This window comes from Metamycoplasma equirhinis (assembly GCF_006385185.1).
GTDB classification, from domain to species: Bacteria; Bacillota_I; Bacilli_A; order Mycoplasmatales; family Metamycoplasmataceae; genus Metamycoplasma; species Metamycoplasma equirhinis.
Genome location: NZ_VFIX01000004.1, coordinates 18,637 through 41,568 on the forward strand (window position 1 = coordinate 18,637; position 22,932 = coordinate 41,568).

General features: G+C 25.4%; 24 protein-coding genes and 2 tRNA genes. 19 read left to right on the forward strand and 7 right to left on the reverse strand.

The features are described 5' to 3' along the window. Positions 1 to 12: 12 nt before the first annotated feature. From FJM08_RS07705 to FJM08_RS07715, 4 genes are all read left to right on the forward strand, one after another. On the forward strand, positions 13 to 561 hold the full coding sequence (locus FJM08_RS07705; protein ID WP_140031464.1) for an inorganic diphosphatase: 549 nt from the start codon (positions 13 to 15) through the stop codon (positions 559 to 561). A 174-nt stretch (positions 562 to 735) separates the two neighbouring features. Next, positions 736 to 1,071, forward strand: a complete 336-nt coding sequence (locus FJM08_RS01585; protein WP_140031465.1) for a hypothetical protein — start codon at positions 736 to 738, stop codon at positions 1,069 to 1,071. A 94-nt stretch (positions 1,072 to 1,165) separates the two neighbouring features. After that, positions 1,166 to 1,318 carry a hypothetical protein gene (locus FJM08_RS07710; RefSeq protein ID WP_170177181.1) on the forward strand — a complete coding sequence of 51 codons (153 nt, stop codon included), beginning with the start codon at positions 1,166 to 1,168 and terminating at the stop codon, positions 1,316 to 1,318. A gap of 10 nt (positions 1,319 to 1,328) precedes the next feature. Then, entirely contained in the window at positions 1,329 to 2,468 is a 1,140-nt protein-coding gene (locus FJM08_RS07715) for an MHO_1580 family protein (protein WP_140031466.1), read from the forward strand. A 22-nt stretch (positions 2,469 to 2,490) separates the two neighbouring features. Here the strand turns inward: FJM08_RS07715 and nadE are convergent, their stop codons facing one another. After that, a complete protein-coding gene (gene nadE, locus FJM08_RS01595; protein WP_140031467.1) occupies positions 2,491 to 3,234 on the reverse strand; it encodes an NAD(+) synthase in 744 nt (247 codons plus the stop codon). A 184-nt stretch (positions 3,235 to 3,418) separates the two neighbouring features. Here nadE and efp point away from each other — a divergent pair, with 184 nt between their 5' ends. From efp to FJM08_RS07725, 3 genes are read left to right on the forward strand one after another with little or no spacing between them, the layout of a single operon-like run. Beyond that, on the forward strand, positions 3,419 to 3,976 hold the full coding sequence (gene efp / locus FJM08_RS07720; protein WP_140031468.1) for an elongation factor P: 558 nt from the start codon (positions 3,419 to 3,421) through the stop codon (positions 3,974 to 3,976). Positions 3,977 to 3,978: 2 nt separating this feature from the next. Further along, positions 3,979 to 4,281, forward strand: coding sequence for an MMB_0454 family protein (locus FJM08_RS01605; RefSeq protein WP_140031469.1), 303 nt, complete (start codon positions 3,979 to 3,981; stop codon positions 4,279 to 4,281). Beyond that, entirely contained in the window at positions 4,282 to 6,123 is a 1,842-nt protein-coding gene (locus FJM08_RS07725; RefSeq protein WP_140031470.1) for a thiamine pyrophosphate-binding protein, read from the forward strand. It begins immediately after the preceding gene. A gap of 24 nt (positions 6,124 to 6,147) precedes the next feature. On the opposite strand, the gene FJM08_RS01615 is transcribed toward FJM08_RS07725, so the two are convergent. Continuing rightward, positions 6,148 to 6,858 (reverse strand): pseudouridine synthase, encoded by a 711-nt coding sequence (locus tag FJM08_RS01615; RefSeq protein WP_140031471.1) that lies wholly within the window; start codon positions 6,856 to 6,858, stop codon positions 6,148 to 6,150. 115 nt (positions 6,859 to 6,973) lie between these two features. Here FJM08_RS01615 and FJM08_RS01620 point away from each other — a divergent pair, with 115 nt between their 5' ends. The 5 genes from FJM08_RS01620 (at position 6,974) to FJM08_RS07740 (ending at position 9,229) form a co-directional block, all read left to right on the forward strand. Next, positions 6,974 to 7,288, forward strand: a complete 315-nt coding sequence (locus FJM08_RS01620; RefSeq protein WP_140031472.1) for an MG284/MPN403 family protein — start codon at positions 6,974 to 6,976, stop codon at positions 7,286 to 7,288. Continuing rightward, positions 7,263 to 8,408, forward strand: coding sequence for an MHO_1580 family protein (locus tag FJM08_RS07730; protein ID WP_140031473.1), 1,146 nt, complete (start codon positions 7,263 to 7,265; stop codon positions 8,406 to 8,408). Before FJM08_RS01620 ends, FJM08_RS07730 begins: the two co-directional genes overlap by 26 nt. Next, positions 8,408 to 8,887, forward strand: a complete 480-nt coding sequence (locus FJM08_RS07735) for an MHO_1590 family protein (RefSeq protein WP_140031474.1) — start codon at positions 8,408 to 8,410, stop codon at positions 8,885 to 8,887. Before FJM08_RS07730 ends, FJM08_RS07735 begins: the two co-directional genes overlap by 1 nt. A gap of 9 nt (positions 8,888 to 8,896) precedes the next feature. Continuing rightward, on the forward strand, positions 8,897 to 9,121 hold the full coding sequence (locus FJM08_RS01635) for an acyl carrier protein (protein WP_140031475.1): 225 nt from the start codon (positions 8,897 to 8,899) through the stop codon (positions 9,119 to 9,121). A 33-nt stretch (positions 9,122 to 9,154) separates the two neighbouring features. Beyond that, positions 9,155 to 9,229, forward strand: a tRNA-Trp gene (locus tag FJM08_RS07740). Positions 9,230 to 9,316: 87 nt separating this feature from the next. Here FJM08_RS07740 and FJM08_RS01645 read toward each other — a convergent pair. Further along, positions 9,317 to 9,391, reverse strand: a tRNA-Thr gene (locus tag FJM08_RS01645). A 94-nt stretch (positions 9,392 to 9,485) separates the two neighbouring features. On the opposite strand from FJM08_RS01645, the gene FJM08_RS01650 reads away from it, so the two are divergent. Both FJM08_RS01650 and FJM08_RS07745 read left to right on the forward strand, forming a co-directional pair. Continuing rightward, a complete protein-coding gene (locus FJM08_RS01650) occupies positions 9,486 to 10,349 on the forward strand; it encodes a tRNA pseudouridine(55) synthase (protein WP_140031476.1) in 864 nt (287 codons plus the stop codon). Position 10,350: 1 nt separating this feature from the next. Further along, complete coding sequence (locus FJM08_RS07745; RefSeq protein WP_140031477.1) at positions 10,351 to 11,154, forward strand: YcsE-related riboflavin metabolism phosphatase; 804 nt, start codon at positions 10,351 to 10,353, stop codon at positions 11,152 to 11,154. 155 nt (positions 11,155 to 11,309) lie between these two features. Here FJM08_RS07745 and FJM08_RS07750 read toward each other — a convergent pair whose 3' ends face one another. The 4 genes from FJM08_RS07750 to FJM08_RS07760 all read right to left on the reverse strand — a co-directional run bounded on the left by FJM08_RS07750 (position 11,310) and on the right by FJM08_RS07760 (position 17,882). Further along, positions 11,310 to 13,718 (reverse strand): S41 family peptidase, encoded by a 2,409-nt coding sequence (locus tag FJM08_RS07750; RefSeq protein ID WP_140031478.1) that lies wholly within the window; start codon positions 13,716 to 13,718, stop codon positions 11,310 to 11,312. A 351-nt stretch (positions 13,719 to 14,069) separates the two neighbouring features. Next, a complete protein-coding gene (locus FJM08_RS01665; protein ID WP_140031479.1) occupies positions 14,070 to 14,936 on the reverse strand; it encodes an FAD synthase in 867 nt (288 codons plus the stop codon). Between the two features lie 53 nt (positions 14,937 to 14,989). After that, on the reverse strand, positions 14,990 to 16,012 hold the full coding sequence (locus tag FJM08_RS07755) for an HxHSH motif-containing lipoprotein (RefSeq protein WP_140031480.1): 1,023 nt from the start codon (positions 16,010 to 16,012) through the stop codon (positions 14,990 to 14,992). A gap of 1 nt (position 16,013) precedes the next feature. Then, positions 16,014 to 17,882 carry an MAG3240 family lipoprotein gene (locus tag FJM08_RS07760; protein ID WP_140031481.1) on the reverse strand — a complete coding sequence of 623 codons (1,869 nt, stop codon included), beginning with the start codon at positions 17,880 to 17,882 and terminating at the stop codon, positions 16,014 to 16,016. An 86-nt stretch (positions 17,883 to 17,968) separates the two neighbouring features. Between FJM08_RS07760 and FJM08_RS07765 the strand changes: the two genes are divergently transcribed. The 5 genes from FJM08_RS07765 to FJM08_RS01700 are packed head-to-tail and all read left to right on the forward strand — an operon-like array spanning position 17,969 to position 22,932. Further along, positions 17,969 to 18,898, forward strand: a complete 930-nt coding sequence (locus tag FJM08_RS07765; protein WP_140031482.1) for a ZIP family metal transporter — start codon at positions 17,969 to 17,971, stop codon at positions 18,896 to 18,898. 9 nt (positions 18,899 to 18,907) lie between these two features. Next, positions 18,908 to 21,340, forward strand: coding sequence for an OppA family ABC transporter substrate-binding lipoprotein (locus FJM08_RS07770; RefSeq protein WP_140031483.1), 2,433 nt, complete (start codon positions 18,908 to 18,910; stop codon positions 21,338 to 21,340). A 10-nt stretch (positions 21,341 to 21,350) separates the two neighbouring features. Beyond that, entirely contained in the window at positions 21,351 to 21,818 is a 468-nt protein-coding gene (locus FJM08_RS01690) for a hypothetical protein (protein WP_140031484.1), read from the forward strand. Positions 21,819 to 21,835: 17 nt separating this feature from the next. Beyond that, positions 21,836 to 22,369 (forward strand): hypothetical protein, encoded by a 534-nt coding sequence (locus FJM08_RS01695; RefSeq protein ID WP_140031485.1) that lies wholly within the window; start codon positions 21,836 to 21,838, stop codon positions 22,367 to 22,369. 20 nt (positions 22,370 to 22,389) lie between these two features. Next, complete coding sequence (locus tag FJM08_RS01700; protein WP_140031486.1) at positions 22,390 to 22,932, forward strand: hypothetical protein; 543 nt, start codon at positions 22,390 to 22,392, stop codon at positions 22,930 to 22,932.

A 22,932-nucleotide genomic window follows, 5' to 3' on the forward strand; every position in this document is an offset into this window, starting at 1 on the left:
TAAAATTTGAATATGAAAAAAATTGAAGTAAATATTGAAATTAGTAAAGATTCAAAAATCAAATATGAATATGACCGTAAAACAAACAAAATTAAAGTAGATAGAATTTTACGTGGTGATTTTAAATATCCAACAAATTATGGATACATCGCAGAAGCACTTGATTGAGACGGCGATGAGTTAGATGTTTTAGTTTATTCAAGCGAATCGTTTTTACCGGGTACTTCTCTTGAAGCTAGAGTTATTGGAGCAATGAAAATGATTGATTCAGGTGAAACTGATACTAAATTAATTGCCGTTCACGCTGATGATTATCGTTTGGACCATATTAAATCATTAAAAGACATTGATCAAATGTGACTTGTTAGTGTAAGAAATTTTTTTACTACTTATAAAGAATTTAAAGGCAAAAATGTAACCCAAGTGACCGGTTTTGAAGATATTGAATGAGCTGAAAACGAATATAATGAATGTTGCGAATTAATGGAAAAATATGGAAAACTTGACAAAGAAGAATTTCTTAAGAAAATGAAAGAAGAACATCCTGAAAAGTATCTTTAATAATTGAAATTTGTAATATATAAAAACGGATTTAGAAGTTATAGCGAAAAACTATAATTTCTTTTTTATTCTTAAAATAAGAAAGAAAAGGTAAAAAAATCTGGTTTTTTCACAATATTTTCATATTTTCTTTTTAAAGCAAAAAAAATGTTGTATAAAAAAATATGGAGGAAAATGAGAAAAACATTAGAAAAAAATAAAGAGTTAGCACAATATAAAGAATTAATAAATAAGAAAACAGCGATTAAAATTGAAGATATAAAGAAATATCCTTTTATCGCAAATAAAGACAAATTAATGAATTTAAAATCTATATTTATAAAAGTACAACGAAAATTAATCGATTTATTTGAATTTTCGCTAGATGCAGATTTAAGAATCATCTACAATAAACTATTTAAAACCGACTCAGGTTTTAGCTTAAAGTGAAATAATTTTTGTTTTTCTAAAGCAACGTATTATCGAAAATTAAAACAATTATTTTTAGCAATATTTTGATTGATCGCATAAAAATAATGATACTTTGAATTCTTTTATTTATAAAATAAGAAAGATTGTAAGTTTCAAAATAAATAAAAATTTTAATAAATTTGGTGTAGTTTAAATGTCTAACCAAGTTAGACAAAAAAGGGAAATTATGAAACTATCAAATGAAAATAAAATATATAAAATAAACTTACAATATTTTTTAGCTTTTTATGATTTTTGCATGTTACGTTTTAAAATATTGCAAAATCAAAGACAAACAAAAATATAGAAACCATAAAATGTTTGTTAACGAGCCAACTATAGTTCAAAAATATACTAATTCTAAACAACAAATTTCATTTAGTGAAGATATGAAATGCGTAATAGTTCCTTGTGCATATTATGTAAATAAAAAAAACGGGTTAATATCTTCAAAAATAAAACAAATTTTTAGCAATTCAGCGTTAGATAAATATCCAATTGAATTAAGCATCACAAAAAACGAAATAGATAATAGCGCATTGATAAAAATTAAGATTTTTCACGCGCTTTATTTCGGTGAAACTAAATACATTAAAATTAACGGTAAGGAAATATCATTTGATCTTTCTAAACAAATTGGCGATTATTTTATTTTTAATATTGAAAAATTTTTTAACGGCGAGAAAATTCTATTCAAAGATTTAAATAAAATTGAAATTCGTGCGTTTACTAGTCGCAGAGATTATATAGCTTATCGAATTGGCGTTGATGTTAACTTAAAATATAATTATAATAGCACAAATTCCATAGCAAATGTTTTGGATAAAATTATAAAAATAAATGATATTAAAGCAATCAATTTTAGAATTACTAATCAAAGTTATAATTTTGAACTATCAAAATTTCCTTCGATAATGGAGATAATCAAATCCCAAACTGAAATAAATTTCAGTGATTTAACACAATATAACGGATGAAATGAGATAGCATATTCAAAAACACAAATATATTCTAATAACGAAAACAAAATTCCAACTTTTCATAGTGACGAAAAAAAATTACCGCTATTTTCAAATCTATGGTTTGAAAATGATTTTTCGCAAAAAGATTTTATTTTGTATAGTAAATTGCAGAAAAATAAACCAAATGAGTATGTTTATCGATACTACATTAACGAAAAATATAAATTTTCAAAAAAATTTAGTTCATTTATTATTGATAACGAAAATGGGGATCCGGGTTTTTGAATCCCATTAGATTTTCATGGAAATATTAAAGGAATTATTAAATCTAATTTATCAGAAAATTGTTCGCTTAAAAATTTAAGTTTTTCCAAAAATATTCACTCTCCTATATTTGACAGAAAAAATGGAAAAGTGAAATTGTTCGTAAATCCAATAATATTAACTGAGCAAGAACTTGAATTTACATTTGATAATTGAATAATAAATGAATAATTTTGCTCCCGGTAGGGGGAGTTTATTTTATTTTTGGGCCCCTAGGAATTAGTTTTCTTTTGTGTTCGCTTGTTTTATGAAGATTAATAATTTTTTGGTTTATATCTTTTGATACGGTATTTTTATCAATTAGTCATTTTTCAAATTCAATATAGCTAAAGCCAAGTTCTTCTTCATCATACTGATTTTCAATTAAATCAGCCGAAGGCCTTTTATTAATAATTTCATTTGGCACATCAAATAAGTTGGCAAGAATATAAACATCTGATTTTTTAATGTTGGCAAAAGGAAGCAGATCGCAACCACCATCGCCATATTTAGTAAAATACCCTAAATAGTATTCATCATAATTATCAGTTCCCAAAACAAGAGTTTTATTTTCTTGGCTTTGTGAATATAATGTTGCCATAATGAAACGAGATTTTAAATTTGCTATCGTAACTTTTTCTTGTAATTTTAACTTGGTTTTTAGTAATTCAAATTCATTAGTTAAATCAATTATTTGAATGCGATTGTCTAGTTGTAAATTAAGCAAATTTATATGTGATTCATTAATAGGATCGTCTTTTGTTTTAATGTAATAAAAATGCGAGTTATTAGGAAAATATTTATACAAAATTTTTGCTAATGTGGCACTATCAATTCCCCCTGAAATTCCCAAAGAAATTCCCTTTGAATTAGAAAATTCCACTTTTTGTTTTAGCCAAGTAACCATCTTTTTTATAAAAGTTGCATATTCTTTTTGTTTTTTAATAGTTAATTCCATTATTAATCTCCATATTATTATTAATACTAATAATTTAATTTTAAACACTTTTAATTATTTTTATATCTTTAATTATAAAAGTTATTAGATATATATCTAATTGCCATAAAAACCTTTATAATTTCTAATTGTATTAATAAAACGAGACTTTTTTATTTATATTTTATATATTAAGGAGAAAAAAATGATTAATGTAAACGATTTAAAATCGGGCACAACATTTCAATTAGAAGGCAATATTTATGTTGTTTTAGAAGCACAACATTCAAAACAAGGAAGAGGACAAGCTAACGTAAAAGTTAAAGTTAAAGACTTGCGCACAGGATCAACTACAATTAAATCATTTACAGGTGGTGAAAAAGTTGAAAAAGCTATGATTGACAAAGTAAATATGGATTATTTATATAACGCTGGTGAAGTGGTTATTTTAATGGATCAAGAAACATTTGAACAAATTGAAATTCCTGTTGAAAATTTAAAATGAGAGTTAAACTTTTTGAAAGAGGGACAAAAAGTTTTGGTAAGAAAATTTGAACAAGAAGTTTTGGATATTGAATTACCTGTAAACGTAAATTTACTAGTTACCGAATCCCCAGATGCTGTTAAAGGAAATACTGCTCAGGCTGCACAAAAGAAAGTTACAGTTGAAACTGGATATATAGTTGAAACACCCTTATTTATCAAGGAAGGTGAAGTTATTTCAATCTCAACTGAAACTGGTAAATATGTAGGTCGAGCATAGTTATGAATTATATTTTCGTTAACACAAAAATGAATTTTACATTTCAAGTTGATATTGAAACAATTAAAAAATCAATTAATCAAATATTTGAAAACGATGATAATGAAATAAAAATCAACAATTTGCAAATTAATCCCAACATGCAACATTCAAATATTGAAATAAATTTGACATATCAAATAAAATCTTTGAATAATTTCGCGTTCGAAACTAAGAAAATTCTTTTCTTAATTGAGCAAAAAATCAATTCATTAATTAATACCAAACCAACAAATATTAATTTAGTTTTTAAGGGAGTTTACTAAATGAAAAGAAAACTCATCGATCAACTCTCGGTTGATAATTTAAAAATAAATGCACTTGCATTAATTGCAAAAGCAAAAAACGGTAACCCCACAGTTACAATTTCCTCTGCTAAAATTTTTCATGCTTTATTTTTCTATCATTTAAAATTTGATTTGGAAAATCCTAATTGAATTGCGAGAGACAGAGTTGTAATTTCTTCCAAAGAGCACTTACATCTATATTATGCAACGCTAAAAATTTTAGGAAAAATATCAGAAAAAGAATTTGAAAATTCATGTAATGAAAATATAGTAACATTCGATAAAAAAACTGGTTTTGATTTCTTACCAACATCATATGGGCAAAACATTGGATATGCAGCTGGATTAGCAATCGCGCAATCGAATATTGCTAAAAAATATCCAGAAGCTAATCATTTTACTTATGTAATTTGTACAAAAAGCGATATTGAAACCGGCGCCGCTCAAGAAGCGCTTGAATACATTGGCCTAAACTGTTTGGAAAATTTAATTGTACTTTATGACTCAAATTCAATAAAGGCAGCAAATTTAAACAGTTACCAAGATAATCAAAAAAAATACGAAGCATTAAACTTTAAATACTTTTTAATAAAAGATGCAAACGCAAAAGCAATTGCCAAAATAATTTCGATTGCTAAAAAAACAAAGAAACCTTGCTTTATTGAAATTAAAACCTCAATTCAAGAGGGAATTTATAAAGAGGAATTAGCTTCTAATAAAACAAAATTTTTAAGCAAAAACACTTTAGAAGAAATTAAAGAAAAATCATATTTTCAAAAAACGAATATGTTTGATTCATATCCCGAAGTTATTGAAGCTTATAAAGAAGTTTTTGAAAAAAATCATAAAAAATTTAACCATTGAACAAACTCAGATGAATTAACCAATTTTTTAAACGATGAAATTAAAGAAAACACTAACGACCTAAAACTTAAAAATAATTGTTCATATTTAGAAGCATCATATTCAATTATTAATAACCTTGCAAGTAAATATGAAAATATTTTTGTGGCTTCTACTGAGTTAAATTCACTTGCAAACATTCATTATTTGAACGGTATATATGCCGCAAATAATTTAATTGCAAGAGGTTTGTTAACCGGAAAAAGAGAGCTTGCATTAACGAATATTGCTTGCGGATTGGCGGCCCATTCTAACATAAGACCATTTGTTTTTTTAGCAACTGAATATGCTCATCTCGCTATTCAAAGTATCAAACTTGCACTTGCATTAAATTTAAAAATTGCATTTATTATTTCAAACGAGAATTTTGGAATTAATAGTAGTATAAATTTGAATGTTGATCAACTAGCAGCGCTTAGAACTATCAGTGATTTTGAAATATTGAGACCTTGTGATGAAAATGAACTTCGTGGCGCATTTGAATATTATTTAAATAATACAAATAAATCCGTTTTAATAGAAGTTAATCAAAAAATAATGCCTAAATTTGAGGAAACATCTAAAAGCAATTTTAAAACTGGCGCCTATTATCTATGAGAAAACAAGGAAAATACGCACACTATAATTTCAAGTGGCGCTGATCTTGAAGTAATTTATGAATTTGCTAAAAGATATAAAATATCTTTAATTTCTGCATCAAATATAAATAATTTAAGATTTTTAAAATATGATAAAAATTTCGCCATATCGTTTGAAAATCAATCGACTTTTGGTTGAAGTAAATATGCTAGATTTAACATTGGAATAAACAAATTTAAATATAGTGCTAATAAAAATGATTTAAATTATTTAACAAATTTAAACATAGAATTAATTCATAATAAAATTTTAAGCATTATTGAAAAAGCTAAAAAATAATTCAATATTAAACTGAAATTTTAATTATTTAATATTTGTTATATTTTTTAACATAGAAATTTCAGTTTCAGTTAATTGGCGAAATTCGCCAATTTTTAAATTTTCGTCGGTTAAAAATCCATATGATTTTCGATGCAATTTTTTTACATAATTTTCGACTAAAAGAAATAAATTTTTAACGTGATGATTTCTACCTTCGTAAAGCGAAATTAAATACTTTGTTTCGGAAATTTTTGTAACTTTTTGTTTTGATATTTTTCCGTTAAGTTTTACATTTTTTGAATTCAAAAATTCTAATTTATCTTGAGATAATTTTTTTTCAAGTTCAACTAGATATTGACGTTCAATTTTTGATGATGGATGAGCTAACTTGTTTGCCAATTCGCCATCATTGGTTATTAAAATTACCCCTGTTGTATTAAAATCTAATCTCCCTACAGAAAAAAGATATTTATTTATTTTAATATGGTCATATATTGTTTTTCTTTTTTGCGGATCATCTAGCGTACAAATTGTATTTTTTGGCTTGTTTAGCAAAATATAAAGTTTCTTATTTTCTAATTTAAGTATACTGTTGTTAACTTTAACTTTATCTGTTATTAAAATTCGTTGACCAATTGTTGCTAATTCTTCGTTAACAAAGACTTTTCCTTGCAAGATTAATTTTTCTGATTCACGACGAGAGCAAAAACCACAGTCACTCATATATTTTTGCAATTTTATCGAATTAGGCATATTCTCTCCAATTAATACTTTCTAAATTGTTATTTATATTATAAATACATTTTTCAGTAGTATCAATTTTTTGATTTTTTTTAGCTTTTTAGTTTTAATTGGGTTAAGGAGAAAAATGGAATTAGAAAACAAAAACAATATTACACAATTAAGTTTGCAAGCCAAGCGAGAATTTATTAGCAAGTTTTGTATTTTAGCAAAAATAAAAAATAATGTGTCGAACAATCCTAATCTATCGTTTATTGACATCTTTTTAAAAGCACTAGATAACGACGGAAAGAAAATTTTTACAGAAGAATTTATAAACAATAACACTAATAGTAATTGATATTTAAATTATTATTCAAAGAATTTTTATTATAAAAAATTGAATTTTCTAGTTAATTTATTTATAGGGTTTATCAATGATATTAAGTCCTTTAAATTATAGTGAAATTCGGCAAAATTCACAAATAAATAACAAAGCTACACCGTTTTGATTAGAAAATTTTTATGTAAAAGCAAATCGAAATATATATTTACCAAATTTTACAAATAAAGGACAGTTAACAAAACTAAAAATTAGGCGCTTACTTCAAAGTGATAAATTTATTATAGAATTTTCACATTTAAATTTTCATTATGAAATTAACGACATTAATGTTGAAGTTGCGATAAATAATAAAAAAGTGGAATTTAATAAACTAAGAGCTTTAGATGGTACATATATTTTTAGTTTCATTAGTGAAAAAAATTCGGAAATTAATAAACTTTTATTTAATCAAATATTAAATATTGATTTTGAGGTTAAATACAAAATCGGAAATACTTGATACCAAGCTGAAGGTTATACATATTATTTAAATCATATAAAAAATAATAAGGTTATAAAAGTTGATACAAATGGAGCAAATATTAATCTCTTAACTATTATGGAAATTAGTTCATTTTCAAATGAAAAAAATTTGACTATAACCGAGCATCATGAGAATCGAGAATATATAAGTTTTCACTTTAAACCTAAAATTTTAAAACAGGGATTACATAATACAAAAATATTTGATTTCTCCATTATTAAAGCTAATAGCAAAGGGGATATAAGTCAAACTATTAATCAAAGTGATGTCTATGGTTTAAACATTATTGGAAGAATTGATATTCCGAATGTAAAGGGAAACATTTCATTGCGATACAATCCATGAGATGATAATAAATCAATTACGATAGATTCATATTCATATTTTGATAAGAAAGTAAATTCTGTAATTGTATCGCCTAATGATTTTTCAGCAAAACAAGGTCTAATCATTCCACCTAATTTTAGTGGCAATTTAAGTGAAAATTTAGATATAACATTTGGTGAAAATTTAAAGAATTTTTCAATTATATATAATCAATTCATTCCAAAACCTTTGTTTTCAGAATTAGATGGTTTGATTAATTTAAATTTAAAGAAAATTAGCGGTTGACTCACTAAAGAAAAATGGCACACAATAAAATTAAATAATATTGAAGAAATTATTAATAAAGCAAAAACTTTAAAAGAAATTGAAAAAATTGGGGAGAAATAATGTTACGAAAAAAAATTTTTTATGGAATTTTGTTTGGCGTTATTGGTGCTTCTGGAATCGCAGCATCCGTAGCTACTTTTGTTGTTCTTAAAAATAAAAAGGGTAAAACGGAAAATAACTCAATAAAAAATAAAAACGATGTTCCTAATTTAGAAAATGAGAGTAAATCAGATCAATTATCTAATAATGAAAGTAATAAAAAACAATTAAAAGAAATCCCATGAAAAAACATTTTCCCAGATATTAAAAGTTCTAACTACTATAATATGTTAAATTTTAGAAATGGACAAGCATGAATTGATGAAGAAATGATAGTTAACATCATAAAAGATATTATCAACCGAGCAACAATATTAGATGGTGAAATCAAATATGCTTATAAAATTATTGACGATCAAACTGTTTTAATATCTTTCATCTGAAAAAATAGCATTGAAAAAACCGCCATAACTTATAAGATCTCAACAAATAAGTTATAATTTTTAATTATGAATGTTGAAGAATTAATTTTTAAAGAAATAAAAAAATTAACAAAAGCAAAATTTACTCTTGAGTCAAATATAAAAGACTTAAACATTGATAGTTTAGATTTAGTAATATTAGTAAGTGATCTCGAAGAAAAACACAATATCACTGTGACCGATGAAGAATTAGTTAAATTAAAAACCGTAAATGATATAGTAGAGTTATTTGAAAAAAAAGTTAATAAATAATGATATTATTGTAAAATATTTATCGGTTGTTATACGGGTATAGTTCAATGGTAGAACAACGGGCTTCAACCCCGTGTGTTGTGAGTTCGAGTCTTGCTACCCGTGCCATATCATTATTATGAAATTTGATGCCGTTTCCGGCATTTTTTTATTTTAAAAACACGCTCAATAGCGTGTTGGGTCAATTACTTGAAATGGTGCCGTCAATTGGAATTGAACCAACGACCCCTTCCTTACCATGGAAGTGCTCTGCCCCTGAGCTATGACGGCAATTGCATTTATTATTATATACAAATTTATTAAAAAAATAAAGTAATTTGTTTTTATTATTATATAATAAAATACCCAAACGAAAGGAGAAATAGTGTTTTATAAAATATACAAAAGACGTGGTGTTTCTTCTTTTTTAGCCATAAAAAATTTTGCCAGAGATAATCAAATTAAAAAAATAGGCCATGCAGGTACACTAGATCCGCTCGCTGAAGGTTTGCTATTAGTAGCAACTAACGATGATACAAAAGCTTTATCGTTGATTTCTAATGAAACTAAAGAATATGAAGTTACAGCAACATTGAACAAATTTTCTGAAAGTTATGATGAAGGCACAGAAATTTATGATATAGCTTGTCCTATCGTCATTACAAAAGATAAATTGCTAGAGGCTTTAAAAACGATAAAAGAACAAAAATACCAAATTCCACCAATTTTCTCAGCTAAAAAAGTGAATGGTGTTAGAAGTTATAAGTTAGCAAGATCAAACCAAAACATTTCATTGAAACCTTGCAAAATTGAAATTTTATCTTTAGAATTGACTTATTTTGACCAAAAAAACCAAACATTTGCGATCAAAACAACTGTTTCGAAAGGAACATATATAAGATCATTAATTCATGATATTGGCAAGTTGTTAAAAACTGATGCGATTGTAAATTCATTAAAACGAACTAAAATTGGAAATTTGGAAATTAATAGCGATATATCCTATGAAAAAATTAATGATTTAGAATTGTTATTTTCTTTACCGGTTATTAGCATAAAGAATAATGATTTAATTAGTATTTATAAAAATAAAAAATTAATAGTAAATAATGAACTATCTAAATTTAAAGAGGCCATTTTTTGCTATGAAAATGAAGTCATTGGATGAGCAAATAATGAAAATGATAAATTTAATTTTAAAAAAATTTTTTTCAATAGAATAGAAAAAATATTAACAAAGGAAAAATAATATGAAAAATTATAAAATGATTGTTTTTGATATTGACGGAACTTTGCTTCCTTTTGGCGTCGATGAATTAACACCTAGAATGAAAGAAATGTTTCGAAAATTAAAAAAGAAAAAATATATTAACGTTTTATGCTCAGGAAGAGATATTTTTACTGTTGGAAAACAAATTGACAACCCTTATGTTGACTATTTTGTCGGAGCTAACGGTACATTTATTTTGGACTTAAAAACTGGAGAATATGTCTTTGAAAAAACTATCGAATATAAGGACTTTGTAAAATTTAGAGAATATGCCGAAAAATATAATTTGCCATTTTCTTTTGTCGGAAATAAATGAGGATATTATAATGATTTATTTAATATTGATCATTGATTTTATCGCCCATATAAAGATAAATTTATATCCGAAAAACAATTTGAGGAAAAAAATGATAAAAATTATTTAATAACAATTAGCTCGTCTACACCACATGAATTAGCGCTTGCATTAACAGATTTTTTTAATGAAAATGATATGGATATGTGAATTTTAGCCGAATGAACCGGCGGAATATTTATTTCAGCTAAAGGCATAACAAAAGCAACAGGTTTAAAAATTTTAGGAGATTTTTTGGGCATTTCCCTAAAAGAAATGGTTGCTTTTGGCGATTCTGAAAACGATAATGAAATGCTAAAAGAAGTTGGGCTTGGCATTGCTATGGGAAACGGAGAAGATAAAACTAAAAACGTCGCAAATGAAATTTGCCTTCCTGTAACAGAAGATGGACCTTACTTTAAATTAAGAGATAAAGGATTTTTCAAATAAAGCCCTAGAATGTAATACGAAGTACAATAATGTGTTTCGTATTTTTAATTTTAGGTTAAGAATTTGTTTATTATTAAAAGAATTAATTTCCATAAATTTATTATAAAAATGCAAACACTTTTTTTAAGTGTTGCACTTTACGCCACAATTGGGCATTAGTTTTCTAGTTTAATTAATTCAATTTCTAATTTAGCGAATAATTTTTCGAGTTCAATTAAATTTTCTTTTGTTTTTGCTGCTTTTGTTGCTAATAATTTAGTGTCAAGATTTGTCTTTTGTGATTCTAACTCTGTTTTTTTAGCGGGATCAGTTACCTTACCAATTAATTTGTCATATTCCTTTATTAATGCTTTAATTGCGCTTTCAAGTGAATTGAGTTTTGCATCTATAAAAATAGAATTTGCTCAAATTTTTGCTTCAAGAGCATCAACATCTTTTTTTAATTCATTGAATGATTTTTGTGTGTTCAAGTTTTTAAAATCAATGTGATGTTGAGTATCTTTGTGTCCGTTTGCTTCTAAAATATTTAATTTGTTAAAAATACTCTTTAGTAATTCTGATTTCTTTTGAGCTTCAGTTGGTTCAATTGTCTTAATAATTTCGTCAATTTTAGCTTCATCATAGAAGTGTTCATAATCTAATTTGATATCAGGTTCAACTCCACCTTCAATTGGATCTTTTTGTGGACCAAATACAGCATTATTAGGTCCTGAAATTGTAATTGTTGTTCCATCTGATAAAACATTAGCCATAATGGCAGACATACCTCCGCCTGTTTTTTGACCGATGATTTTTGCTATTCCCATTTCTTTAACAATGCTTGTTAGTTGGTTGGCAGCAGAAAATGTATTAATACCAACTAAAATATTTCAGTTATATTGTGTATATGCATCAAATGCACTTCCATTTACACCATCGGTATCAACATCATAAGCTGAGAGATCATGTCTTCTGTTTAAAATATCATATTCACGATTTAAAATAGGTTCATCAGTCATAAAACCCATAACAGAACACATTGAAGAAACCGAGCCACCACCATTAATTGCCAAATCTAAAACAATATTTTTAATTTCCGGTCTTTTCTTTAATTCTCTCATCAATTTACGCATTAAAAAATATGTATCATGTTTCCACGCATCTGGACTTTTCTTTTGTTCATCTGTCCCGTCTTTAAAACCAAATAATGTTACAATTGCGGTATTACCATGATATCTTATATATTTTTCTGCTGGTAAATCTTTAATTGCACCGTATTTAGCTTCAAATTTTTTTGTTAGCTCTTCTCTTTGCGTATAAAATTTTTTGTAAAATTCTCCCCGAGCACTAAAATCTGTTGGAATTGCAACTTTTTCATCTTTTTCATAATATGAAAACGAATTCATTCTCGTGTGAAGTTCATTTAGTTTTTTGTGGAACAAATCAATATATGCTTGATTGTAAATTTTCGGATCTGTCGAAAGAATTTTTTCTTTTAAACCTTCAGCAGTTATATATTCATCAAATGATTTGATGTGTTTATAATCTTTCAACCCATAGAAATGATCCATTACAAAAGTTAGATGATTGTAATTCAATTTTCTTTGATTTGTAGTTTGAATTTTTGTCTGTAAATTACTTTTTCTTACTTCTTCATTTGCATTTGGAGATTTTGCACTTACGCCAATCCCCCCAGCAACTGTAACAATTTTTTCTCCATTAAAATACGTGTTAACAAAATTTTGGCTCATAAAAATTGTGTTAAAAATTGAAAACGGTAATAAAACTTTTCCATCTTTATATAAAATATCAAAGCCATATTTTCCTAATTTATATAAAACGCCTTTTTTATCATCGTTTTGATTAAACGATTTAGAGCTATTGTAACTACTAAATCCGCCTGGGCGGGTTTTACGTTTAGAATGATCTAGTAAAAATCAAAAAATGTTTGATGTCGTGGTGTGAATATAATCAGATTCTCAATTTACCGTAATTTGATATTCTGTTTTATATTTTTGTCCTCATTTTTTGAATTGATAAATTTTTTGATTATTTTGTTCATCAATCGTTATGTCAAGATTTTGTTTAAGATCGTCAAAGTATCCTTTAAAATCTTCAATCGCTTCATCTATATCAACATATAAAACATCTGGTTTTTTATCAGTTGTATATGTTCTTAATTTTGAATCAGATTTAATTTCATAATCTGGATGAAGATTAATAATATCATATTCGCGAGAAGTGATTGATACTTCTTCATCGTTTTTTGGTTCGCTTTTTGGCAATATACCTTTTTTAGCGTTTTCTAATTCTTTAGTTTTATTTTCAAGTTCTTTAATCTTATTTGCTAATTCTTGTTTTTTAGCCTCAAGTTCAGCGGAAGTATCAGTAGATTTTTTTTCCTCAGTAGCTAAAGCCTTCTTGGTTTCTTCAAGCTCTTTAGTTAAATTTTTAAGTTTAGATTCTACTTCTTTAAGTTGCTTTTGTGCAGTTGTATCGCAAGAAACTGCGATAATTGCAACGGGTGAAATAGACATAAATGTACCCATAGAAATTAAAAATTTTTTTCGTTTTGAAATTTTCATAAATTCCTCTTGATCACAAAATATAAACGTATAATTAACACCTATTTTTTAAAAGATAATAATATTTTTTTAGTTAATTGAAATTAATAAATGTTTTTTATACATTAAAAATTATAATAGTTTTTTAAAGCACAAATTTTTAAAAATCCAGCATATTGATCAAAAATTATTTAAATTTTTTTACACTTTTTAGCAATTTTCAAAATCAAATTCAAAGATGAAAATTTAGAATTTACTATGAAATGTAATAGTCTATCTTGCAGTTTTTTTAATAAATTTATGTATTTATTTTTATATAAAATGCAAACACTTTTTTCAAGTGTTGCACTTCACGTTACAATGTTTTGATTTTTAATTTTCAATAAATCACTGGTAACCAATTTGGATATCGCTTTGCTTAAATTTTATTTCCTTTTTATCATTAATTTGTCTTATTTTTTGGAGAAATTCGATAAATGTTTCGCTATATTTTGAAGGGATTAATTCTAAATCATATAAATAAATTAAATTTAGAAAATTGCCATCCTCTTGGTCAGAATTTTCTTGTTCGTTTATTAATGCTAAACCATGGTATTCAATATTTTCTATTACAACATTAACGATATAGACACCATTTTTTAGTCTATTTAAATTTTTTGGATATTGAAAACGAAAATGATCAAGAAAAGTAATAAATGAATAATTTTCAATTAATAATTCATTTATTGCAGAAATATTACCTTCGCTAATAAATTCATTGATTAATGAGGAAGAAATTTTGACTTTATTTGCTTTAATTTCATCAGCAATTTTAACATCAAAATAATTCGCTAGAATCTTAGGTGTACCTTTTTTCATGAAACCAAATTTAAAATCTTGTCCACAAACAATTTTTTTAACATTATTTAAAAGCAACGTGTCAATGAATTTTTTATAATCCAAATTAAGCTTGTTTTGATCCATTTCGACAATAAAAACATATTCGAAACCTAATTTATCTAATGTATATAATCTTGGTTTCAATTGAAAAGCTTTTTTATTAGCGACTAAGCCATTTTTTATTGGAGATTTAAATATTATCGTCGCTAATTTTAGGGTATTTGATTCATTACGTAAATCTCTTGCAATTTTAAAAAGTGAATTATGGCCAATATGAAGTGTTTCAAAAGAACCTAAACAAATAATTAAATTATCATCAATTGGTAATTTATTTTCAATGTCTCAATTATATATTTTCATCTCAACATATATTTTAAATAAAAAACCAAACATCATTGCGATATTTGGTTAAATTATGATAAGTCAATTTGGTCTTTAATACCTTCTAAAGTAGCTATTTCCAAAATCAATTTTTTAACTTTTTCGAGCAATGTGTGTGATTCATCTCGAAAACTCGGCTCAACCAAATTGTTATTTTCAGTTCAATCTCCTGATTTTTCAAGAATTTTTTGAATATTTTTAAAACTATTGTTATATTCAATGTGATTGATATTGTCAACTATATTAGGTAAAATTTTTTCATAAGCAGTTTTAAAATCATTATATAATGTCTTATTATATTTTATAAATTCCTCATGCCATAGTCCCATTTCATATGTTAAATTAACAATAGCATGCGAATGACTATGTGAATTTTTATCTGATTCAATATTGATTTTATCTAAATCTTCTTTTTTAGTCAATTTATTTTGGTCGTAAATATGAGCTTTAAGAAATTTTCATAGGGCTTCAAGACTTCTTTGGGTTTCGGCTAGTTCAATATTTATTCCCGATAAACGTTTGTCAATAGTTGTTAAATGTTTCAAAAATTCTTCATTTTCAAAGGCAAGATTTGTATCAACTAAAACAGCGTCTACGTCTTGAAAAATTAAACAATATTTTAGTAAGTAAATTGCAAATCAATTATCCTCCATAGTATTAATTTCATCATTAATTCATTTTTCGTAAAATTCACGAATTTTACTACCATTTTCAGCGATTGATTGTTCACTTGCTAAATCTTTGAGCTTTTTACGTAGTGATTCTACATTTCGCTTTAAAGAAACATAATTTATTCGGTAATTACGATATCTTGTTTTAACTTTATTAAATAAATTAGTTAAATCATCTTTGTATAATTTATATATTTGTTGAGTAGGTGTATTTTTAAATTTATGTTCTGTTTTTTTATCATTTTCTTTAAATTCGTCAAGATCTAAATTATTTTCTTTATCTTCGTTTTTATTAATATTACAAGCGCTAGAAACAATTGGTACAGTTAAAAATGCTGAAGAAATTAATAAGCTCGAAAATAATAATTTATTTTTTTGTTTCATTTTATTTATCCTCTATTTTATCGATTGTAAAAATGTTTTTTAAATTGCCTGAATATCCTTTAAAACCATTTCAATATAAGTAAACTGATTTCAATTTTTGTTCGCCTTCAGATTTAAAACTTAAATCATTTTCATTGGCAAATGAAACAAAATCTAGCTTTAAATAGATTCTTCCTAGTTGATTATTGTCTTTAATTACAGAAACATCAATTCGTTTAACACCACTATGAATTTTTTGTGCCTCGTTTTCCAAAGCATATGCCAGTAAATAATTATTAATATACGATGCTAAAACTTTGACTTGGAATGAATCAGTATCTAATTTCGCAGCTTCGAAATTAGATTTACTATTATTTTCTCAATATGAAAATAAATTTTCGAGTTGTTTTCCGGCTTTTTCAAGTAATGTTCTAAATGCAGAAGTTTCGTCATCTTTTTGCAAAAAGTCATTTAATTTAATTCCTTCCGGAGAATCTTCTTTTTTAACATTGAAACTAAAAATATCTTGTACTCTTACATCTTTTTCTTTTACATTATTAAAAATCATTCCCTTTAATCTATGACCGTGGTCATCAAAGTTAGAAGATATTAGCGAATAATCTTTAAAAGAACCATCTTTTTTATAAACTCTAACAATAGCCTCCAATAATTGATTTGTATTAAAATATTTCGTATATTTAAAATCAATAATTTTATATTCTTTATCACTAGCCTTTTTGCTTTCAGGGATAACTAGATAAAAAATTTCATTTTTAAACGTTTGAAAAAAATACATAAGTCCTTTAGCGTTTCAAAAATCAAAGGAAGTGGCGCCACTAATAAAATAGTTAATATTATCAACTACATTTATATATTTTTTACCATCAATAAATAAAAGTGGATTAGAAACGTAATCAGTAAATAGTGGTAAGTTGATTTTTAAAGTTTCACCAACACCAAATTTTTGTGTTGTTGAATAGTTTCTAAATTTGTTTATATAATATTTAATATTTTTTTTGGATTCATTCATTATTGATTGATTATCTCAATTCAAAATATCTTTTATTTTAAATGCAATGTAATCAGTTGCGCCCGAATATGATGTTTTAATTTCAGTATCTTGTCAATCAATTATTATTTTTTTGACCTTAACGTTAAATTTATTTAAATACAAAACTAAAATATTTTCAAATAATTCGCGTTGTCTTTTGTGTTCTGGTGATAGTCATGATTTCGCTTGAATATATTGAGTTTCAAAAATATCATTAAATATTATTCTTTTACTATTATATTTTTTCGCATTATTCATGTAATGTTGATTCATTGTCGAGTAATTTGATTCAATATCTTGAATTACTCTAAAAATAATCGTTTGTAAATCAGCAAAGTATGGATCGCCTTCCCGATTATAATCATGTTTATTTTTTTCAGATAAAACCGAAAATCATTCATCATTCAAATCATTTGCCGAATCAATTTCATCAAAAGTATATTCGTTTAGAAAATCATTAATATCGCTTTCTTCAGTGCTATTTTCTATATTAATATTATTATACTCACTCAATGACTGTTTTCAAGTTGTGCGAACTGGAAAATCAAATTTATATTCTAAGGTTTCGCTTGCATTTTTTAAGTAAAATTTATTATCCTTGACAAAGGCTAAATCAAAGTATATTTTTTGATTTTTTTTGTCATAAGAATAAAAAATTTTTTCACTATTGTGTAAAGATGCAATTTGACCGATGCTTAAACGATTCAAAAAAACACGAGAAATTTTAGAAATATCTAAAAAAACAGCTTGTTTTTTGTGCGTGCAAGCGATTAAAATTGGTGTTAATATGACAATTGGCGCTAAACCTAAAATACTAGCTGAAATGTGGTTTTTTTTCATATTTATCTATATTTTATCATTTTTTATTTAACTTGAATTAAAAAAATATTGTATAATGTAGTAATTATTTCGAGAAAAGAGGGCGTATGTTTATTAAAGAATCATTAATAGATAATTTGTATTTAAGAATATTTGCCAACTTGATTATTTATGTATTAATTATTCTTGCTGTACCCGTATTATTGCAATTATTTTTATCAATTTTTAAAACAAAAATAAGCGATAAAAAAAGTATTTATTTATATGCGTTTTCAACCGGAATGTTTTTAATGATCGGTTCGATCGGATTTATGCAAGAGGCTTTCTTAAATTTAAGATGAATACATAGCTTAGGAATTAGTGAATTTCAATACAATGCTTGACTTGCATTAATAATAGGATCAAGTTCACTTCTTGGTTTAATAATTGTAATTTTAGGGAGATATATTTTCGTTAAAATTAGTAAAAAAACAAATATACATATTCATAGTGACCATAGTGAGCATGGGCACTCAGATCACTTAATTTCAATTAAAGATATTGATAATCCCAAAGCGGCTTGAATGGCCATAATAATGTTAATGAGTCATAGAATTATTGATGGTGTATTTTTGGGATATGGTGTTTTTGCATTAACATATTCAAGCACAGATTACAAGGCGATAATTCCGCTTCTAATAACATTTAATATTCACATTATTCTTGAAGTTATTATTGTCTACTATCGTCAAATTCAATATGGACAAAAAAAATGAAAAGCAATTTTATATAACCTTTTAACAATTGCATTAATTATTCCATTTATGTTTTTAGGAGCTTTTCTAGGTAAAGAAATTCGTGATAGTAGATGAATTTTACCTGTATTATACGCGCTAGCAGGTTCAATTATAATTTTCATGGCAGTATTTGAATTAATTCCAGAATTTATTCACGTTAGAAATCAAAATCCAAAAACATTGTATATGACATTTGCAATTTTTGCAGCAGCAATTGTTATAACAATAATTATTCTGTCATTCCACGGACATATAGCTTAAGGAGGAGAAATGAAAAAGAAATTTCTAGCATTTTTGCCGTTATTGTGTCTTATTTTTTCGTTTCCCATCTCGGCCTCATGCCAGAAAAACAACTTTAATAAAAATCATCACATTTTTATAGATTATTCAAATTTGCCTAATGATTTTGGGAATTTTGGTTACTTGTTAAATAATTCGCAATCTGAAAATATTCGCAAAATCAATCTTATAACTGGTAGCAAGCTATTTCGATTAAAATCTCAAAAACAACCAATTATTGATTTTCGTGACAACATTGTTTTACAACCCACAGAATTATTTTATCAATTTGAATATGCAAAAAATATTACCATTAATAGCAAAATTGCAAATCACGTTCAAGTAAATAGTTTTGACAATTATCTTATTGATGAAATATCATATAAAAACGATGAACCAAAAGATATAAATAAATTTTATCCAAAGAAAGATAAAGGCAACGGTTTTAATTTACCTTATTTATTTATTCCTTCCAAAAATACAAAATCTATTAATAGTCAACTATTTTTCGAATCTCTTTCAAATTCAAATGGATTTAAAATTGAAGTTAACGATATAAACTCAAAAAAATGAATAGATTATAAAGGAAATAGTATCAATAGCAATGTAACAATAAATGATTTTAGATTAGGTATTTTAAAGTCACTTTTATTAGACGAGCGCTTTAGAAATAATTGGCTAAAGAAAAAAAATATTGCCTTAACAAATAAGCAACAATCTTTTATAAAAGATAATCCAACCATATTTAAAAATTCAAAATTTGTTGACTATCTAGAAACTTACAGTATAGATATTGAGACATTGCTAGATTTTAATAGTAATTTTTTGGAATTTAAAACACAAGAAAACAAATACATCAATTTATTGGACTTTTTCAAAAGCTTTTTTATATACACAAATTATGCAGATGCTTTGCCATTTGAATACATTAATGAAAAATATAAAAATTTCAAAAATAACATTGATTGATTTTTTGAATATGGGCAAACTTATAAAAACACGCTATATTCATCATATTATTACATTTCAAAAAATTCAAACATTGAGTTAAAACTAATTAAAAATGAAACATATGATGCAAACGATAGTTCACTAAAGGAAATTATTTTAAAATATAATCCAATGGCCGTTCCAAATGAAACTTTTGGAAGTCAAATGTATAATGCTATAAAACAAAATATTGTTTCAACATTAAATTTTGATGATTTAAACATCAATCAACGCCAAGAAATTTTAAAAAATTACCATAACTACAATATAAATTATGATCGAAGGATTGAAAAATATTTTCCACATACAAAAATCATTAATAATCTTTTACCTTTAAATTCCAAACATTATTTTAATGATGAATTTTCACAATTATACTATGGTGTAAACATTAACGAACTTAACGAAAATTTGGAATTAATAAAACTCCAAAACCCTAAAGCGTTTGCTTTTAGATCATTATTTAACAATTTAATTAATCACTATGGCTTATTGAATGGAAACAAAGATGTTTGATTAAGTCAAGCTCCGGCCGATTTAGAAATAAATGCTAAAAATAACGGATTAAATTATAGTTTTATACGCGATGCACTTGTTAATATTTCAAAACCGATTGTATTTTCTTACGAAAATAATAGTTTAGAAAATTGACACAATATTTATCAATTTCAAAATAAAAAGTGAGCAAATGAAATTGACAATAGTGGCATTGATAATAAATTAAAGCCTTTTAATTTAAATCAAATTTCTATTGCATTAAATTCATTAATAAATGATTTTTACGCCAATAATAAAAAGGTTAATGATATTGAATTTGATATTCCAATTCAGGCAAATTTAATTAATTATGAGCTAAATAATAAACTTGCAAAAATGACAAAATTATTTAACGATATTAATATACGTCTTAAACCAAATTTTGTAATTATTGATAATTATGAAAAATACCGTGAATATTTTTTGAGTAATAAATCAATCTATAAAGAGAATAATTTCAATTTATTAAGAGCAAATACCGAAGAATTTATTAGCCATCAGATAATTTCCGCAAACACAAATTTGTTGCTTTATATGAATATAATTTACAAAACAATTTCAGATTCAACTAACACGTATTTAGAAACTAAAAACTTAATTAAGCATTTAAAATCTAAATCAATTGAATTTTCAGACAATAGTTTTTCACAATTTAAAATTTTTTTAGAAAATAAGGAAAACAAAATTAAAAATGCTTTACTAGAATATTTGCGAATTCTTCCACTTGAAAATACAATTAATTTAATAAACGAAATAAATAACATTATTTCATATACTATTTCATTTGAAAACGAAATATCATCTGAAAATTTCAACAAAAAAATATATCAAAAATTTATTAAAAAACCAATAGCTTTTGATGGTTTAGATTATTTGCAAGATATTGAAATAATATAAGGAGAGCAAAATGAAAAAGAAATTAAAATTTACATTTTTATTACTATCATCAAGTGCGTTAGTTTCCACTGGCGCCTTTCTTTCAGCGGCATGTGTTAATCCATTTAAAGCCACGAAACCAGCGCAAAGACTAAATAGCACTCAACTAAAACAGATTCACGATGAAGTAGTTTTTAAAAGAGCTAAAAATAGTAAAGCTTCAAATAAAGAACTTGGCGAAAAAATTACTGAACTAACCGCAAAATATAAAAGATCATTAGATATTGGTAATGATATTAGACACGATTCTGAATTTAAAAAATATTTTTATCTAAAAATACCTAATATGTCAAATTACGATCGTGGAGCACATAAATTCAAATTTTGATTCGAGGTCAATAATGAAACAGGATTAGTCGAATTGCATTATGATATCATTTGCTCAGATTTTCCGGATAATCCAGAAGCAATTAACAAAATTATAAAAATCGATAACTAAAGTATAATTTATAAACTATGAAAAAAAAGGGAATTTATTTTTTAATACTAGTAGCACCAATATTATTACCGATTGTAACCATAAGTTGCTACAAAAGAGAAAATAAACAGCATGCTGCTATTAGTGGATATGGAAAATGTCCATGTGGTGATATAAATGTTAATAGCACTTCAAGCGAAGTTTCGTTTTTATCTTCTACAACATTAAAAAATATTTATGAAAGTACTAATTTTTCATTAACCAAATTAGGCAAGATAAAAACTCAGAACGAATTGATTGAAATAATTGAAAAATTAAAGAAAAAATACCAAAAAACTAATATTTTTTTTGATCTCATTAATGATCAAAATTTTACAAAATACTTCAATTTAAGATTATTTAATTCCAAATTTTTAAAGAAACATTTCATAGAATATGAAATAAATATCGATAAAACCAATTCCAATAGGAGTAAAATTTATTTAAGTTATAAAATATATTGCTTAGCGAAAATTCAAAATGGATATCATCCAATTGAAGATGAAAAAAAGATTTTTTTAGATTATTTATAGCAATATAAAAGGGGATGAATATGAAAAAACATTTTTGATTTTTTGGTGCATTGGCAACAACTATTCCTGCGTTTACAATAATAGCAGCTAGCTGTGATAACAATGGTGCTAATCAAAACAAAAAAAATGTTATACCAAATTACTATAATGATATAACTAGAGGCCTTTTAAGTTCATCACAATTAAGTGAAATCAAAAAATACTTTTCATTTTCAGCAACTAAAGAAGGAAAAGAAAAAAGTATTTATGATTTGCAAAAAATAATTAAAAAATTGTTGGAAAAGTATAAAGACGAAGATGATAAAGTTAAAGATTCTAGCGATAAAAATAATGCATACAAACACATTTTAAATGATCCAGAATTCAATAATAATTTTAAAGCCGAAATATTAGATCAAGGCGCAGTATATGGCCACCCAATAAAAATTTATTTTTATGAAAAATCAAATGAAAAAGATATTCCGTGTTTAGTGTATAAAATTTTTTGTCCTGATAGACCAGCAAATGGCGGAAAATTTTCACTAGAATATGAAGGTCGCATTTACTTAGAAATTAATAAATAA